The following is a 15,284-nucleotide window of genomic DNA, read 5'->3' as shown; positions in this document are numbered from 1 at the left end:
CTACTGCCCTCCTCGAGAGTTAGTGTGTGTTTCGACGCTGAAGTTCTGAACCAGCGGGATAGACTCGAGCGCCGTTTGGACGTTCCTCTGCACTGACTTTGAAATAGAGCTGGCTTCATGCACCGGCGTTGAGATGCTGATATGCATTCTTTTTCCTCTTAACACGGGTGAGGCATCATGCACCCCATCGGTGCGTTGTGCTTCGTGCCGCGCGAGACGGGCTAGGCCTCGATTTTCGATCACCCATTCTTCACGTGAATCCAGGGAGTCCCAGTCCAGCAAAGTTGTCTTCCGATTTCCTGGACTCAAAGCTGCGACAAGCAGAAGCAATCCGAGGATACTCACGCCGACGGCACTACCAAGCACTCTGCTGTCGGACCACGCAATGTTCTTAATGTCATCTAGCGCCCCTGCGAGCCAGGTAGGCCACGCACCGCTAGTTAGCCGGATCAGGCATACCACTAATGCGGTTATTGAAACACCCAGTAGTACGAGAGAACTGGTTAACAAGGTCGCGGTTCGGGCGCTTCGGACATGCCAGAATCTGCTCATCGTAAAGCCCTCTCCCTCGCTGTGGACGGTTTGGCATGGAGCCAGACAATTTCAATGTCGACTTGGACTGATGAGACCCCCAAGTACTTTATTAGCTCATCAATCACTTGTTGTCGGATCGCGTCGCACGTCTGCGGTAGGTTGAGTGGGTAGCGGATTCCAACTTTCAGTTCTACAGCTGCAGTGCCCCCAAGAACCTCCACAGTTACCTCGGGTTTTCCTTCGATACCGCGGGGTTTGCCCAAATGAAGTAGACCGCCGGAGCTGGCGCCGACTCCGGGAACTTTCGAAGCTGCCTTAGCGGCAATTTTCGAATACACCTGCGTGTCTATAGTCGTTACACCTGCGCGATTGTTATCTGTTGCCATGAGAGTTACCTCCGACGGCTAATAAAAACACGCTCCCAGTCGACGCGCGTCTGCAAGAACCAGCCGACCACACCACCGATGAGCACGAAAAATGCTACGACTATGAACTGCGTGAATGAGCCGAACGCGATAAGCAACCCGGCCGCTAGTCCAACAACTAGTCCCCACCTGAGTTGATTCATGGGTTTTTCCTTTCGTTGTTCACCGGTGGTGCCAGGGACTACTTCAGGTCCTCGCGTGGCTCGTCATCTTCATCGTCTTCTGGTAGGTGCACGTCGGTCACATCGATGTTCACTTCGATGACTTCCAAGCCGGTGGCACGCTCAACTTGAGCGACAATGTTGGAACGGATGTCGTTCGAAACTTCCACGATGGAGAAACCGTAAGAAATGACGATGGAGACATCGATCGCGGTCTGCTGTTCGCCCTTCTCAACGCTCACTCCACCGGAAGTATTTGCCGACGCTCCTGGAATGCGTTCGGCCAGTGAGTTGAAAGTTCGCCGGGCCGCATTGCCCATTGCGTAGACACCCGGCACTTCTCGAGCTGCGATGCTGGCAATCTTCTGAACTACACGGTCTTCGATGGTGGTCTTACCCAGCTCGGTGTGCAGTGGACCGGAAAGCCGCTCTTCCTGAGTGTCGTGGTTCGCTTCGCGTTTTGCCTGGCGTTCCAGTTCCTCGCCGGTTGGTTTGATGATTTTGTCGTTCGACATTGGCTGTGCCATGTTGTTCGCTCCTATATCGAGGAAAACTTTTTCGCTTACACTCATACAGACGAGGTCCGTAGTCATATCCTCACACAAAATTTAAGTGATCTGCATCACACTAAGGGGGTTGTGTGGACGAACTAGAACGGCTGGCGTTCGTAGGTCGGTCCCGCGAAGGCGATCCAGAAGCTTTCGGGATGCTTGTTTCCGACCTGACGCCCAGCCTCAGGAGGTACTGCCGCTCCTTTTTTGAGAATTGGCAGGACACGGACGATGCTGTGCAGGAAGTTTGGATCAAAGTGTGGAAAAGCATGCATACACTCAAGCAGAACGGCGCCTTCAAAACGTGGCTTTTCCGAATGACAAGGAATGTTTGTCTGGATCGTGTTCGTTCTGCTCAAAATCGGGTTGAAGTAGTTGATGCTGAAGAATTCTCTGGCCAGCCGGCGCCGGAGCATCTTTCGCCCGAATATCTGGCCGTACAACGAAGTGAGGTTGATATGGCGTGGAGTATCGTCGCTAAGCTTCCTTCGACCTTGAAGCAGGCGTTTGTTCTGGTATGCCTTGAGGGAATGACCTATGAGCAAGCGGCCACAATCGCCAACACGTCAGAATCCACTATTCGCGGACGGGTCGCCCGGGCCCGCAAGGCAATCATTGAGGCGGTGTCATGAAAACTCTTCCCTGCGGACGCACGATAGAGGACGTACTTCATAAACTTGATGACGCACCAGACTTACATGAGCTCGAATGTCGCTGGTGCCATCAAGAACGGCGCCGTCTCAAGGATCAAACCGGTACTGTTCTGGATCGACTCAGAGGCGAAGATCGTTCCGCCGACAGCTCTGACCTAACTAGCAATGTCCTGGACAAGATTTCCAAACTGCGGCCTATGCGGAGAACATGGGAAGCTGCCTTACTCGGCACGGGGGAAATTGTACGTGTCTCCGCGAGCGAGATTATTAGTAGCATTAGGCAGCAGTTCTCGCGATCCCAAACTGCCCAGTTGAACTACACGGAGGTTAAGACCACGGACACGAAGATACCTCATGTTCAGTGGCTTGTCCGATGCACTGTCAGCATGCTCACTGAGGCTACCGTTCAGCAGGTCGAACGGGAGATCTTGGAATATGTTCAGAGGGGCCTTGGTGACCAGCTACTCATTGAAAGTTTGCGGGTCGAGATCACGGTCGAGGATGTTCATGGAGAAATTCTCGGTTATTCGGAGATCGGGACCTGATTGTTTCGATCCAAGAGTATCCGTTGCATTCGAAAGGATTATTTCTTAGCGTTGCGCTTCAGTGCCCGATAAACAGCGCTGCGGCTGACACTCAGCACTTCACCGATTTGTGCGACCGTCATGTCACGCTGCTCGTAGAGTCTCTTCGCGGTGTGCAGTTTGTCGGGGGAGAGGGACGAGGGGCGGCCTCCGGTGCAGCCGCGGGCACGGGCCGCGGCTAGGCCAGCATTGGTTCGTTCACGGATGAGATCGCGCTCGAATTCAGCCAGGGAAGCGAATATGTTGAACACGAGTCGACCACCGGAAGAACTGGTGTCGATGTTCTCCTGCAGGGATTTGAACTCGATTCCTTGTTGCTGCAACGCGTCCATGTGGTTGATGAGATGGCGGATGGATCGGCCGAGACGGTCCAGCCGCCAGACTACGAGAGTGTCACCGGGTCGCATCTGGTCCAGAAGCTTATCGAGTTGGGGGGCGTGACTCGAGGGCACCGGAGGCCGTGTCGGTAAAGATTCGATAGCAGCCAACTTTAGACAATACATCGAGCTGGAGTTGTGCGTCTTGGTCGCCAGTAGAGACTCTGGCATATCCGAGGAGGTGTCCCATGCGTACAAATGTATCAATACTCGTGCAATGGTCACTGTTTCGACGCATAGTTTTAGGCACTATATTTTGAGACCAAACGACCGTCGAAATCTGTTGAATTCTCAACCGTCAGAAATTTTCATCATGACCGACTGCTCGGTGTGTCAAAAACGAATGTTTTCGAGACCGCGTTAATAAGGTTGCAGCTATCAAGTGACGCGACAAAGTTGAATTGTTGCTTTTGCCGATATGGGTAGATCGCGCGGTCTTGGATCTACTTATGTTCTTTCGGAGCGGTTTTGATCATCAGGGCTCCGGGCAGGATTTTGACTGTAATTCCTGTGACGTTTCCGAAGCTATCGCCGTCTAGCTCTATGGCCCTGGGGTTATCGAAGGTTGCTTCGAAACGACGTCCCTGGAGGTAGTCCAGCGAGTGGTGTTTCAGGGCGTACGAAAGGATTTCTTGGCTGAGAGGTGAATTCCGGATCATGCCTTGCAGAGCTAATCTGGTAGCGATCCTTCCCCAACCGAGTCGTCCTTTGGGTTTTAGGAGCGCAACGTCTAAGAAACCGTCGGTGGGGCTTGCCGTGGGGATCAACAACATGTTGCCTGTCAGGGTGCCGCAGTTTCCGACGATGACGGTGTGGGCATGGTCTCTAGCTGGTTCTTGGTGATCGATTCGGTACGTTAGTTGGAAAAGCTTGTGGGAGATCACTGAGCGGGCGATCGGTACGCTATAAGCGATCCATCCTAAGTATTTTTTCATATGAGTGTTGGTGTGCGCGGCCATGTCTGCGTCCAGTCCGAGGCCGGCCATGACGAGAAATATTTGGGTGCAGCGTGGGCCTTGTGGCTGTTCGAGATCGATGAGACCTACGTCCATGCGTGTTGTGATTCCTTGGAAAGCGGCGGTGATGCAGGTTTCGGAGTCGTTGAGGGGTGTCTTGAGATTCCGCGCCAGTAAGTTGCCGGTGCCGCAAGGCACTAAGGCTACGGGGATTTTGGTATTGGTCAGCACATTGGCAACAGCTCGTATAGTTCCGTCGCCGCCTGCGACTATTACGACATCCGGCTGTTTGCTCAGCACTTGTCGTGCGGCCCCGAGACCAAGATCGTCAGCATCGGTGGGATGCCAGGTTGTTGGTGCCCAATGTTGTTGGTTTTCTTGGATCCGAACGTATTTTTCTAGCTCATTTAGCGGCGCTTTTGCAGGGTTGTAAATGACGGCAGCGCGGGGAGTTGTCATTGGCTATCCCTTGAAGCGTTGAGTGAGTTTTAGAATGATGGGCTTTGAGATGGTTTCCCTTCCCAAATATCTATAACGTCTAGCTGTGCTTTTATCGATTCGTATATCGTGCTTCTGCGAGGAAGGACGCGTCGAATTGTTGTTATCCGACACGTTGCTGAATGCGTGTTGACTGTGAGTCTACGGGATTGGCAGGCGAGATTGCTGTTGGAGGCTAAGCTAAAATCCTCGCGACGCCTTGGGTGTTGTTGCAGAAGACGGGAGGCCGGGGGTAATGATGAAGAAGCCAAGATGGTGGTTTCCGGTATGGTTGAAATTTCGGCTAATTGAGGTCGCTGGCTGGATGTTAGTAGCAGCCGGAGTTGCCGCGCTGGTCCTTCCTGGTCCTGGTTTGTTATTGATTGCTGGTGGCCTGGCGCTGTTAGCGATGCGTTACGAATGGGCCAGAAAGCTTTTACGCCCTATCAAACGTCGCGCCCTGCATTTAGCTCATCAAAGCGTACAAACTTGGCCTCGTATAGCCTTTAGCCTGATGGCTTCTGGTCTTCTTGTAGGGATAGGTATTTTGTGGGGTGTGGGGCTGCCGGTGCCGGGTTGGTGGCCAGTCGATGCTCACTGGTGGTTGTTCGGCGGGTGGGGCACTGGGATGACTCTGCTGGTTTCTGGTGCGGTAGCTCTGGGAACGGTGGTTTACAGCTTTCGTCATTTTCGTCCCCATGCCCTGCCTGAGAGGCAGGACGGAGCAACGTAATTTATTTCCGCATTCTCGCCAAACGTGGGTGACTTTTTGCTTCGAGGGCCTCAACGATTGAGTTTTTTCCGCTGTGCGGCGGCGGTGGAACGCAATTGTATGATGCGAGCGACGGCAACAACGGCAATGACCAGTCCACCTGCAACAGCGGATATAAACAGCGTCAGGCCTAGGCTGACCGAGCCGTTCCATCCGAAGTACTGCAATGGGACTATGGCTTGGTTTTGTGCGATGAAAATGATCAGGAGCACCAAGAGTACTAGCCCGATGACCGTTGACATCCACACCACTGCTGTTCGAGTGACGAGTGGTCGGTGGGCGCGGGTATCTGGTGAGACTGCTCTTCCTGAGGTTGTGTCGATGTGGTTCGCATCAGAGAGATTCGAGGCTACGTTATGTCCCCGAGGTGGGCCAGCGGCTGACGTAGGGGGGTGGTTGTTGCGGGATGCTGGATGATTTTTCATGGTTGCTTTTCGATCCGAATAGAGGGTATGTTATGGGTCGGGCGCATTGTCTCGGGGCAATGGCAAACGTCTAGATAATCTGGTCAGTCATTTCTTTTGGACTGAATGAAATGGAACTGGCTAGGGCTTGGACGGCCTGAGCTCGGTGGGTTTCTTCGTTGGTTTCTTTTTTGAGCTGTGCTTCAGTTGCGCGGCGGTGCTGTTGAAATGCTTCGCTTTGTTGGGTGAGGACACAGGAAATCGTGAAGGCCAAGCCGTCACGGAGTTCTTCGAGAGAAGTGTTCGAAATTTCTAGGCGCCGGTTTGAGACCCCCAGTTCAACGTCGGTGTACCCCGCGGAAGCAAGCTCTTGTTTGACGGTCGGGCTGAGGATGTTCTGAATCTCTTCAGGTTCAGGCCGGCGGTTGAATACTGCGGCGACCGTGTATTTTTCTGGTGCCTTAGCGGTCAAGAGAGTTGCAGGCAGTGAGTCCATCAGCACCCTCCCCACGGTGAGAGGGTCACGGGCTGTGGGGATGGAGATTGGTTCGTGGTTCATAGGTCATCATCTCTGATCTTTCGGTTGGAGGTATAAGGAGCCGCTTAGCTGTGTGAATGTGGAATTGCTGGATCAACAGGCGTGGTGCTTGGCTTGCCTGGGTGTTTTTCAGGTCCTAGGTGTGGCTCTTGGGCGCTATATGCGACTCGGTGCCAGCCACAGAAGGTGCAAGTCCACAACACTTCACGCATAGTGACTTCCAGGTCTTGGCGCATTCCTTCATCGTGACCTCCGTCGTTGTCCCATCTGCGTAGCTGGTTTTCGTCGTCTTGATAGCGACGTGTTTCAGTTTCCACGAGAGAATTTCTAAGGCAACGTGGGCATCTGTTGGGTTTTTCCATGAGCGTCACACTGCTCCTTTCGTCTATGTTGTGTCAGCTTTTGGTGCTGTTGTCTGGATGACCTGAGGGGAGTATTGAAACGTTCCTAGCGGGCAGATGTAGTCATTGCTTTGTCCGATGCCTACCCGGTTCACATATTGATAGACGCGTCGATAGCTTTCGGTGAGTGAAACTATGTTGTATGGAACGCCGACGCGATGGCAATGCTGTTCGACGAGAACAGCGAGCTTTCGTAGGGTAAAACGTGGAGCGGTAGGGAACAGATGATGCTCTATCTGGTTGTTGAGTCCTCCCATCAGCCAGGCTAAGAGCGCATTAGATCGAATGTTTCTGCTGACAAGAACTTGTCGTAGCAGGTAATCACCTTTTCGTGTGTCGGTGATAAGGGGCATTCCCTTATGATTCAGTGCAAAGACCATGCCTAAATAGGATCCGAAGAGCCCCAGGTGAATTCCGAGTATGGCGCCAGCAATTGCGGGGGAAAGGATCCAAATCATCAAAATTGCGACCGCTGAATGGTTGATTGCAATGAGGGTAATCTGCAAGGCACGGTACTTTACAGTTCCTGGACGAAGCAGGTGCTTCCAACTGGCGACGTAAATGGAAACACCCTCTAAGAGCATGAGGGCGAAGAGCAGCACACCCTGATGTGTGGAAAAGAGTCGGATTAGTCTCCAGCTCCTGAAGCCTGTGCTTTGTGGTTTGGCGTGGATGATGGGGAGTTTTACATCGGGATCCAAAGTCATATGGTTTGGGTTGCGATGATGCTCTGAGTGTTTGTGTTGCCACCAGCTATAGCTGGCCCCAACAATAAGTGCAGCCGTCACGACGGCGAAAACCTCGTTATGTGCGGGGGTGCGGAAAATTTGGAAATGGGCCCCATCATGGACAAGGAAAGCGAAATGCACAAGTAGGAACGCGCTGCACACGGCTGTAACGGTTTGCCACCACGAATCACCGATTAGGATGAAGGCGATAATAGCGAAGGTCAGGAGTGCACACAGACCGAGAGCCAATAGGATGTACTGAAGCTGACGCAGTCGAAGTAGGTTCTGTTCCTTAGCCTGCGTGACCAAGTCCCGCATCCGGGTAGGGGGATTGGGGGCGCTGTACGAAGTGTTCATCGGAGAATCCGCTGATAAGAAAATTTGTTCAGAGAAGGCCACAAAGACCTGTAAAAGCTCGTGGATCCGTTTGACCGCGGACGGTCATTTTCCGGTTCAACACTGATGCTTTGATCTGAACGTCATACCACGCGCGGTGGGTGACACAAAAGCTATACGCCGGCGAGACTCTTCAGCACCACTATGGCCATGGTGTTTGAATCTCTCTTTTCAGTGTACGCCGTTTCTCAGGAAATTATTCTGCCAAGTTGCTGATAGTTAAGCTTCCAACGTGATACCCAGTTAGGCGGGCGACGATAGATTAAGTGAGTGGTCAGACTCACAAAACTAAACGACCGTTGGTAATCTGGCTATAAAGATTAGTTGCCTTCTTCCGCGCCGCGCGTACAGTGCCAAATCTATTACTTTACATAACGGAGGTTATCGGCGAGAAGAATCTGCTTAGGGGAGTGGGTGTTCAGAATAGACTGCAATAGACAAAAATCCTTGTCAGTGATGGTATTTTGCTTGAAGAATCGTTACGGATCGGTCATCAGTGATATACACCAGTCGGTTGACGTCGTCGATGCGTCGCGACCACGCGCCAGCCAAGGCATGCTTCAGTGGTTCAGGTTTCCCGATGCCCTCGAAAGGATCGTCGCGTAGCACGTCCTCGATCAGCAGGTTGATGCGCTTGAGTGTTTTGCGGTCCTGGGTCTGCTAGTAGACATAGTCTTCCCATCCACCAGCAGTCCAGGTCAGCAGCCTGTCGCTCACGGTTCGATGAGCCCGTGCTCTGCAGTCTGGTCATTGCGTGCAGCTTCAAGAGCTGCGAGTAGACGTACTGCGTTTTTGGGTGAGCGCAACAGGTGGCTGGTTTCAACGAGGGAATCGTACTCATCCTTCGACATGAGCACTGCGGACCCACGCTTGGACATGATCTCAACCTCGGTGTGGTCCAGGTTCACTCGTTCTATAAGACCAAACAAGTCGCGTCGCGCTTCGCTGGTGGTGATTGCCATTCCGCCTCCTAGTGGTACTAGATATGGTACCATTCTAACTTCCTTCCCAGGCACCTTCAAGAATGAAACAACAAGCTCAACAAAGCTGGAGGCATCCTGAACGATGGACTCACGCTTTTTCTACCATACGTAAAATTCAGGCATGGAAAGCAGCAACCTAACCCCCTTCGATGCAGTCATCCTCATGTCTTTTGGCGGCCCGGAGAAAGATGAAGATGTCCTACCGTTTCTTCAGAATGTCACTGCGGGACGTGGCATCCCCGACGAGCGACTAGTCGAGGTAGGTGAACACTATTACGGTTTCGACGGGAAGTCCCCCATCAACGACCAAAACCTCCGGCTACTAGAAGCCCTACGTCAAGAGTTCGAACGGCGCGGAATCACGACGCCAGTACTATGGGGAAACCGCAACTGGGATCCTTACCTCACCGACACCGTTCGCGATTTTGCTAAGCAGACAGGCGGCTCTCGATTCCTTGCTATCGATACCTCCGCATATTCTTCCTATTCCTCGTGCCGCCAGTATCGCGAAGATTTCGCCCACACCCAAAACGTCCTGGCTCAGGAAGGTATCGAGGCATCTTTCGAGAAAATCCGCCAGTACTATAACCATCCCGGCTTTGCCTACGCGGAATTCGATTGCGTGCATCGCGGACTCACCGAATTGATCCAGAAAGTCGGGGTACTGGATCCGCAGAAGCACCGCTTGCTCTATGTCACCCATTCGATCCCTTTATCCATGCAGGAAGCCTCGCAGCGGCAGACTGTTGGGTATCGCGAACAGCATCTGCAGCTGATCGAATGGATCAATCAAGAACTGGGCGAAAAGCAGCCGTTGAATGCTGAGCTTGTCTTCTGTTCTCGTTCTGGTTCACCCCGTACTCCGTGGCTGGAGCCTGATATCAATGATCGACTCAAGGAGCTCGCTAGCTCAGGGGTGGAGGGTGTGGTCGTTGTCCCGCTGGGATTCGTGTCCGATCATATGGAAGTGAAATACGATCTTGATACCGAAGCAGCGCAGACTGCCAAAGATCTTGGACTGGATTACGTGCGGGCCGCGACTGTTGGAGTTGATCCGGTGTTTGTATCGGGGCTTGTCGATGCCACCTTGGAGCGGGTAGCTCAGTATCGCGGGGAACCAGTCGATTCTCCGGCGGTCACTCCCGAAGGCCCGTTGAGCCCAGGCAGTGGATCCTGTGCTACGACCTGCTGTATGGGAAGGGATCAGAACCCGACAACACCTAACTGGGATTCCCTAACGGCGAGTCATCGATCCTAGTAACCCGAGGGGTATCTGCGAGTTCGAGATTTGTGAGAAGTGAAGACACTGCGCGCCCTAAATCTTGATGACTTGGCGTGTTGCTTCATGGAAGGAAGAGCCTAACGAGTTACTCAAATAAAGAGTGGCGGGATGGGATTACAGCCCATCCCGCCCCACTCTTCATAGAATTACTAGGCGCGTGTTCAGCTCGCCTAAATCTCGGTAGCCTGAGGCCCAATAAGGCCAGCTTCAAGCTTCTATTCAACGCTTTGGCCTTCTTCGAAGTTCTTGAAGCCCAAGCGCTGGATCGCACTATATAGTGTGCGAAAACGTTGGCGGATCCGTCTGAACGAGCCATGAAGCCGAAGCCCTTTTCGGAGTTGAACAGAGTGGACGATTCAAGGTCATGCTGGCTTACTAGTTCGTTGTGCATGGTTTTTGCTACTCGACACTGAATTGCAGCCGGTGCCAGCCGGACGAACCGTTAGGAACAGGCGCCGCGGTTTCTTCTGTCTGCAATTCACCTTCAGCATTGGTCATGCGGACAGTCGCCGAGTGATTTCCCGCAGTAGCTTCATTCCATTCGAACCGCCATTGACGCCAGGTGTCTGCGGAGAGCTCGGTGGCGAGTTCGACCTCTTGCCACGGACCGTTATCGATACGGATCTCTACTTTGGAAACCCCCGTCGTCTGAGCCCAGGCGGTGCCACCGAAGACAACTTTTCCGGCCGGCAGCTTGGCGAAGGATCCTGGAGTGTCAATTCGAGATGACATCTTAATCGGACCTCGTTCCGACCAACCACGAGTAGTCCAATAAGCCACCTTGTCTTGGAACCTTGTCACTTCAAGATCAACCACCCATTTGGTCGCCGAAACATACCCGTAGAGTCCAGGAACCACCATGCGCACCGGAAAACCGTGATCTAGTGGTAAAGGTTCGTCGTTCATCCCAATGGCCAGCAGTGCTTCGCGACTATCGGTGAGAGCCTCCAGCGGTGTCGAGGCGCTGAAACCGTCGAAAGAGGTGGAAAGGACCATATCGGCACCTGGTAAAGGCTTGGCTTGGGCAAGTAGTTCTCGCAGTGGGTAACCAAGCCATTTGGCGTTACCGACGAGATCGCCACCCACTGGATTGGAAACGCAGGTCAAGGTGAGGTAGTGCTCCACAAGGTCCAAATCCAAAAGTTCATTAAACGTAAGTGTGAATTCTTTCTCGACCATCCCGTGAATTCTTAGTGACCAGTCTTGCGGATCGATCTGCGGCACAGACAAGGCCGTGTCGATTCGGTAGAAGTCCTGGTTCGGTGTGACAAATCTAGAGGCACCAGGGACGTTCAGTTCAGCGCCAGGAGGTGGGGCTTGGACTTTCACTTTCGCTGAGGGAAGACCAAGGGCTGCGCGGGCTGACTCTGCGGTATTTCTAATGCTCTGCAAGGCTTGGGCAGTGACAACGGCAAGCAGGCCAAGCGCCACCGTACCAACGGATCCGAGGAGAAATTTTCTTCGTGATGTTGTGTTTTCGGCCTGGAGCTGGTCCGTTGGTGCAGCGGCGCGGGCAGCCATGCTGCTAAGAAGCGTGAGTGTACCCAGGCCTAGAACGGTGCCAATGATCGTCGGAATCAGATCCAGCACGTTTGTCGCCGAGCGACTTAGCACCGAAGCACCTAATATTACGGATAACCCCGAAACCAAGATCAATCCGAGTGCCAGGCTCCGCGCTGCGGCAAGTCCTACGGCGGCGGCTAAGAGGGCGGCGGTGATCGATAAAGTGATGAATAGAAAGAGCTTGTCGTTGGTGCCGAATAAGCCGATGGCTAGGTCTTTGAGCCATGGCGGAGTGAAATCAATGATTGTTGACCCGAGGGCGACGAGGGGGCTGAAGCAGTACCGAAAAATGTAGACGCTGCTTGAGCGGTGGTGAACAGGACCATGGCTGAGCAGATGCCAGCTATAGGATAGCGCCAGATATGACGCTTGTTTTTTCTTTGGCTTTGCTCCATGTCACTGAACCCCACACTTCGTTGCAGAGTGTTCGAATGCGTTACTCGAACACCGGATAACTCCTATTCGGAGTCATCCGGTGCCTGGATTGGATTTCAAAGAAATGGCACACCAGCACCGTATGCTTGTCGGCGTTTCTATAGACTTTGCAAGAGGATTGGCTCTGTCGTGGGAGTCTGTGAGCCTGTGGCGGGTTCCACGGTGATCCCGAAGTGGGTGATGCCTTCCATTGAGCCGGTAATCATTGCGGTTGCTGAAGCGTTTGAAAGGTCTAGCATGCCGGCAGGGGTAGCTTTCTCAGCGGAGATGAGCCACAGTTCATAGCCTTTCCCTTCTGGAAGTTCAGGCATTGAGTGAGTTATCACGGCCATGGCGCCAGACTCTGCAGAGTACGAAAGCCTAATTGTTGCACCGTCATCTAGCGTCTGGGATTTGGACTGCATGTCTGGGGCGCTCAAGATCTGCATCATGGTGTCCCGCTCGCTCTTCACAGCCTGAATCAGAGTACTCATCTGCTGCTGCTGAGTATTCAGATTCCACACCATCGCGCCTAGACCACCAGAAGTGACAAGTAACATCCCCACAGCCAGCGCAAAGAACTTCTGCGACTTTTTGCGAACGCCCTGCCTACTTTCGGTAGGTTCGTCAACGGGGTAGGACAGAGCTCTTGATTGCGTTGTCAAACCCTCCGATAAAGTTTCAGCGACGTTGGCAGGGACCTGTTCAACGGTGCGAATCGCATCCATGACGTTGGCCTTGATTTTCGGTGGCGGCTGGATCTCGGGAACAGTGAGACCGAGATAAGCGGCGGTCTGTTGCAAAGAGTTAATCTCTTGGCCGTTCGTATCGTCGATGGCCGCGCGCTGCAGCACCTCATCGCGTTCAGCCTGGCTCAGCGCGTTCAGTGCGAAGCCGCTGAACAGCTCACTATCGTGCTTGCCCATCACGCGACTCCCATCAAATCTCGTAGTTTCTACATTCCGTCTCGTATGCCAGCCTTCACGATCCCCACAGATAGTTGGAGATGATCAGCGATCTCACAATGCGTTAGACCCCCGAAATAGGCCAGTTGGATCGCCTCTCGTTGCAGTTCAGTCAGCTGACGGAGTGCCGTAGACATACGCTCGCCCTCATTCTGGAATGCCGCCCCGTCTTCCAAACGGTGATCGCCTTCCTGAAGGGTTCTAACGTCGAATATCAGGTCAGGTTCCGGACACACTGATTTCGATCGGATCTGATCCACAGCGCATCAATGGGCGATCGTCAACAGCCACGTGAGCGCTGTAGTTCGCCGAGGGTCGAAGCTAGCGGCATACTGCCAAGCATTGACGAAGATTTTTTGGGTGACTTCCTCATTATGAGCCTCATCGCGCAGCAGACGGCTAACTAGACCGAAGACCTGAGGGGCAAACCGATCATAGAGCTGCTCAAAAGCTGCTTCGTCTCCTCGCGCTACCTGAAGCACGAGAGCTTCATCCGGCGTCGAACCGTCGGAAGGTTCGCTTGATCGATTCGGCATCATGGATTCAAGGATCTTACACCGCTAAGGATCATTTGTTTTGCTCAGAATAATTCGTGCAGGTCAGATCTTGGGTAGACAAAAGCCAGAGAACGAACAGCCGCTAGATATCAACCGCTCATTCCCTGGCTTCTTCAACAGTGTCCCCGTGTTACTTCTTGGCTGGCGGCATCAGCACCGAATCAACCAGGTAAACAGTCGCGTTGGCAGTCTGCACTCCTCCGCAGACGACCTTGGCGTCATTGACCATCAGATCATCCCCACTACCGCTGACCTTGACCGTGTCGCCTTCAACGGTTTCAAGATCGCCCTTCAGCTCGTCCGGCGTCATCTGACCAGGCACCACGTGGTAGGTCAACACCTTGGTCAGCATGTCGGCATCCGACACGACAGCGTTCAGGTCTTTCTCCGGAATTGCCTTGAAAGCATCGTCCACTGGTGCGAAGACGGTGAATTCATCGCCGTTGAGGGTGTCGACGAGGTCAACATCCTTGTTCAATTCACCCGAAACGGCCTTCGTCAGGGTAGTCAGCAAGGGGTTGTTGGAGGCGGCAACGGCCACCGGGTCCTTAGCCATCCCTGCGACTGAGCCCTCGCCCTCGGGCACTGCTTCTGCGTACGCTGCACAGCCCGGTCCGACCAGGTTAGCTGCTGGATCCATGGCCGATTCGCTGGCCATTTCAGTCTCTTCAGACATCGATGAGCTGCTGGGAGCCATGCTCGAGGCAGAGGACTCACTGCTTGGAGTGGATTCGGAGGCGTTGTCCATGGAACAAGCGCTCAACCCGAACGCGGCCAGCGCGGCAATCGAGAGTAGCCCTACTGTCTTTCGCTGCATGCTTTTCATGTCGTTCTCCTTACCTGGCGACCCCACTGGGTCAGTCGGTGTTCCAAACCTCTTGGCTTGGGCTGTCACGAGGTATTCGGGACCGAACGTCACCCGGATTGGTTTTCCTTGAAAAACTTTTCCGTTCCGTCAGTTGAGGATTCGCATCATTGCTGACAGCTAGCTCATAGCAGGGGTATAGAGCTCGTCGACGAAGTCGTTTGCTCTTTCAAGAAATTTACTTCGCTTGAGTTTCAAGGTCGGGGTCAGCAGTTCACTGTTTTCCCCTAAATCGGTGGCAAGTACAATGATTCTTTTGACTTGTTCGCTTCTAGCTACCCGTTGATTGGCTGCTCTGACGGAGTCGGAGATGGCTTGGTTCAGTCGCTCATTTCTAATCCTGATAATTGATCCGTCCGTGGGAACCGGAAGCAGGGAGATGCCTGTGATCCCTTGGCTTGAGGCCCACAGTTGTACTGTTTCTGGATCAACGAACACGAGATATCCTAAGAATGGCTTGCCTGCCCTCGCCAACCTTTACTGCGTGGGCGATCAAAGGATCGTTCTCGACGTGTCCTTCCCACAAGCTTGGGGATACTGTTTTCCGTCCCATCCACCTCGCTCGTGACGCAGTTGCCATTAGCTTGGCCTTAAGCCACCTTCTCGGCCAGAGGGCTTTCACATCCAAGTAAATGCCCATGCCGGGCGCACAAAAAGATCGGGATGGGCTATGAGCCCATCCCGATCTTCATTCGCAG

Annotated in this window: 19 protein-coding genes and 3 pseudogenes; 4 read left to right on the top strand and 18 right to left on the bottom strand. The window is 53.3% G+C overall.

Annotated elements, in window-relative coordinates; translation table 11 throughout:
- Genes ACIOWL_RS17500 through ACIOWL_RS17485 form a run of 4 tightly spaced genes read right to left on the bottom strand, consistent with a single transcriptional unit; the run spans nucleotide 1 to nucleotide 1,647 of the window.
- A complete protein-coding gene (locus ACIOWL_RS17500) occupies nucleotides 1-552 on the bottom strand; it encodes a DUF6286 domain-containing protein (protein WP_400388001.1) in 552 nt (183 codons plus the stop codon).
- Nucleotides 549-920: an Asp23/Gls24 family envelope stress response protein gene (locus tag ACIOWL_RS17495; protein WP_400387998.1), complete on the bottom strand. Its 372-nt coding sequence runs from the start codon at nucleotides 918-920 to the stop codon at nucleotides 549-551. Before ACIOWL_RS17495 ends, ACIOWL_RS17500 begins: the two co-directional genes overlap by 4 nt.
- 5 nt (nucleotides 921-925) lie before the next feature.
- On the bottom strand, nucleotides 926-1,102 hold the full coding sequence (locus ACIOWL_RS17490) for a hypothetical protein (RefSeq protein ID WP_400387995.1): 177 nt from the start codon (nucleotides 1,100-1,102) through the stop codon (nucleotides 926-928).
- A gap of 38 nt (nucleotides 1,103-1,140) precedes the next feature.
- Nucleotides 1,141-1,647 carry an Asp23/Gls24 family envelope stress response protein gene (locus ACIOWL_RS17485; protein WP_400387992.1) on the bottom strand — a complete coding sequence of 169 codons (507 nt, stop codon included), beginning with the start codon at nucleotides 1,645-1,647 and terminating at the stop codon, nucleotides 1,141-1,143.
- 113 nt (nucleotides 1,648-1,760) lie between these two features.
- Between ACIOWL_RS17485 and ACIOWL_RS17480 the strand changes: the two genes are divergently transcribed.
- Together ACIOWL_RS17480 and ACIOWL_RS17475 are read left to right on the top strand one after the other, a co-directional pair.
- The gene (locus ACIOWL_RS17480; RefSeq protein WP_400387989.1) at nucleotides 1,761-2,303 is read left to right on the top strand and encodes an RNA polymerase sigma factor; all 543 of its coding nucleotides are present in this window, start codon (nucleotides 1,761-1,763) and stop codon (nucleotides 2,301-2,303) included.
- A 332-nt stretch (nucleotides 2,304-2,635) separates the two neighbouring features.
- The gene (locus ACIOWL_RS17475; RefSeq protein WP_400387987.1) at nucleotides 2,636-2,869 is read left to right on the top strand and encodes a hypothetical protein; all 234 of its coding nucleotides are present in this window, start codon (nucleotides 2,636-2,638) and stop codon (nucleotides 2,867-2,869) included.
- Between the two features lie 38 nt (nucleotides 2,870-2,907).
- On the opposite strand, the pseudogene ACIOWL_RS17470 reads toward ACIOWL_RS17475, so the two are convergent.
- Both ACIOWL_RS17470 and ACIOWL_RS17465 read right to left on the bottom strand, forming a co-directional pair.
- Nucleotides 2,908-3,475: pseudogene (locus ACIOWL_RS17470) on the bottom strand (recombinase family protein).
- 253 nt (nucleotides 3,476-3,728) lie between these two features.
- Entirely contained in the window at nucleotides 3,729-4,700 is a 972-nt protein-coding gene (locus ACIOWL_RS17465; RefSeq protein WP_400387984.1) for a diacylglycerol/lipid kinase family protein, read from the bottom strand.
- A gap of 274 nt (nucleotides 4,701-4,974) precedes the next feature.
- On the opposite strand from ACIOWL_RS17465, the gene ACIOWL_RS17460 reads away from it, so the two are divergent.
- The gene (locus ACIOWL_RS17460; protein ID WP_400387981.1) at nucleotides 4,975-5,451 is read left to right on the top strand and encodes a PGPGW domain-containing protein; all 477 of its coding nucleotides are present in this window, start codon (nucleotides 4,975-4,977) and stop codon (nucleotides 5,449-5,451) included.
- 50 nt (nucleotides 5,452-5,501) lie between these two features.
- On the opposite strand, the gene ACIOWL_RS17455 is transcribed toward ACIOWL_RS17460, so the two are convergent.
- The 5 genes and pseudogenes from ACIOWL_RS17455 to ACIOWL_RS17435 all read right to left on the bottom strand — a co-directional run bounded on the left by ACIOWL_RS17455 (nucleotide 5,502) and on the right by ACIOWL_RS17435 (nucleotide 8,919).
- Nucleotides 5,502-5,732, bottom strand: coding sequence for a lipopolysaccharide assembly LapA domain-containing protein (locus ACIOWL_RS17455; protein WP_400387978.1), 231 nt, complete (start codon nucleotides 5,730-5,732; stop codon nucleotides 5,502-5,504).
- A gap of 253 nt (nucleotides 5,733-5,985) precedes the next feature.
- On the bottom strand, nucleotides 5,986-6,366 hold the full coding sequence (locus tag ACIOWL_RS17450) for a hypothetical protein (RefSeq protein ID WP_400387976.1): 381 nt from the start codon (nucleotides 6,364-6,366) through the stop codon (nucleotides 5,986-5,988).
- 451 nt (nucleotides 6,367-6,817) lie between these two features.
- On the bottom strand, nucleotides 6,818-7,918 hold the full coding sequence (locus tag ACIOWL_RS17445; protein ID WP_400387973.1) for a fatty acid desaturase family protein: 1,101 nt from the start codon (nucleotides 7,916-7,918) through the stop codon (nucleotides 6,818-6,820).
- Between the two features lie 489 nt (nucleotides 7,919-8,407).
- A pseudogene (locus ACIOWL_RS17440) lies at nucleotides 8,408-8,674 on the bottom strand (Txe/YoeB family addiction module toxin).
- On the bottom strand, nucleotides 8,671-8,919 hold the full coding sequence (locus ACIOWL_RS17435) for a type II toxin-antitoxin system Phd/YefM family antitoxin (RefSeq protein ID WP_022876888.1): 249 nt from the start codon (nucleotides 8,917-8,919) through the stop codon (nucleotides 8,671-8,673). The pseudogene ACIOWL_RS17440 and the gene ACIOWL_RS17435 overlap by 4 nt, the downstream one beginning before the upstream one ends.
- 142 nt (nucleotides 8,920-9,061) lie before the next feature.
- Here ACIOWL_RS17435 and ACIOWL_RS17430 point away from each other — a divergent pair, with 142 nt between their 5' ends.
- Complete coding sequence (locus ACIOWL_RS17430) at nucleotides 9,062-10,198, top strand: ferrochelatase (protein ID WP_400387970.1); 1,137 nt, start codon at nucleotides 9,062-9,064, stop codon at nucleotides 10,196-10,198.
- Nucleotides 10,199-10,440: 242 nt separating this feature from the next.
- Here the strand turns inward: ACIOWL_RS17430 and ACIOWL_RS17425 are convergent.
- The 7 genes and pseudogenes from ACIOWL_RS17425 to ACIOWL_RS17395 all read right to left on the bottom strand — a co-directional run.
- A pseudogene (locus tag ACIOWL_RS17425) lies at nucleotides 10,441-10,613 on the bottom strand (cold-shock protein); the annotation flags it as partial.
- An 8-nt stretch (nucleotides 10,614-10,621) separates the two neighbouring features.
- A complete protein-coding gene (locus tag ACIOWL_RS17420) occupies nucleotides 10,622-11,812 on the bottom strand; it encodes a molybdopterin-dependent oxidoreductase (RefSeq protein ID WP_400387967.1) in 1,191 nt (396 codons plus the stop codon).
- A 506-nt stretch (nucleotides 11,813-12,318) separates the two neighbouring features.
- A complete protein-coding gene (locus ACIOWL_RS17415; RefSeq protein ID WP_400387964.1) occupies nucleotides 12,319-13,125 on the bottom strand; it encodes an anti-sigma factor domain-containing protein in 807 nt (268 codons plus the stop codon).
- Between the two features lie 29 nt (nucleotides 13,126-13,154).
- Nucleotides 13,155-13,301, bottom strand: a complete 147-nt coding sequence (locus ACIOWL_RS17410; RefSeq protein ID WP_400387961.1) for a sigma factor-like helix-turn-helix DNA-binding protein — start codon at nucleotides 13,299-13,301, stop codon at nucleotides 13,155-13,157.
- A gap of 129 nt (nucleotides 13,302-13,430) precedes the next feature.
- Complete coding sequence (locus ACIOWL_RS17405; RefSeq protein WP_400387958.1) at nucleotides 13,431-13,703, bottom strand: sigma factor; 273 nt, start codon at nucleotides 13,701-13,703, stop codon at nucleotides 13,431-13,433.
- Between the two features lie 148 nt (nucleotides 13,704-13,851).
- The gene (locus ACIOWL_RS17400; RefSeq protein ID WP_400387955.1) at nucleotides 13,852-14,547 is read right to left on the bottom strand and encodes a fasciclin domain-containing protein; all 696 of its coding nucleotides are present in this window, start codon (nucleotides 14,545-14,547) and stop codon (nucleotides 13,852-13,854) included.
- Between the two features lie 159 nt (nucleotides 14,548-14,706).
- Nucleotides 14,707-15,024, bottom strand: coding sequence for a hypothetical protein (locus tag ACIOWL_RS17395; RefSeq protein WP_400387952.1), 318 nt, complete (start codon nucleotides 15,022-15,024; stop codon nucleotides 14,707-14,709).
- Nucleotides 15,025-15,284 lie beyond the last annotated feature (260 nt).

The sequence above is a fragment of the Glutamicibacter sp. NPDC087344 genome (genome assembly GCF_044744225.1).
GTDB lineage: Bacteria > Actinomycetota > Actinomycetes > Actinomycetales > Micrococcaceae > Glutamicibacter.
This window is presented reverse-complemented; position numbering and strand designations above follow the sequence as displayed.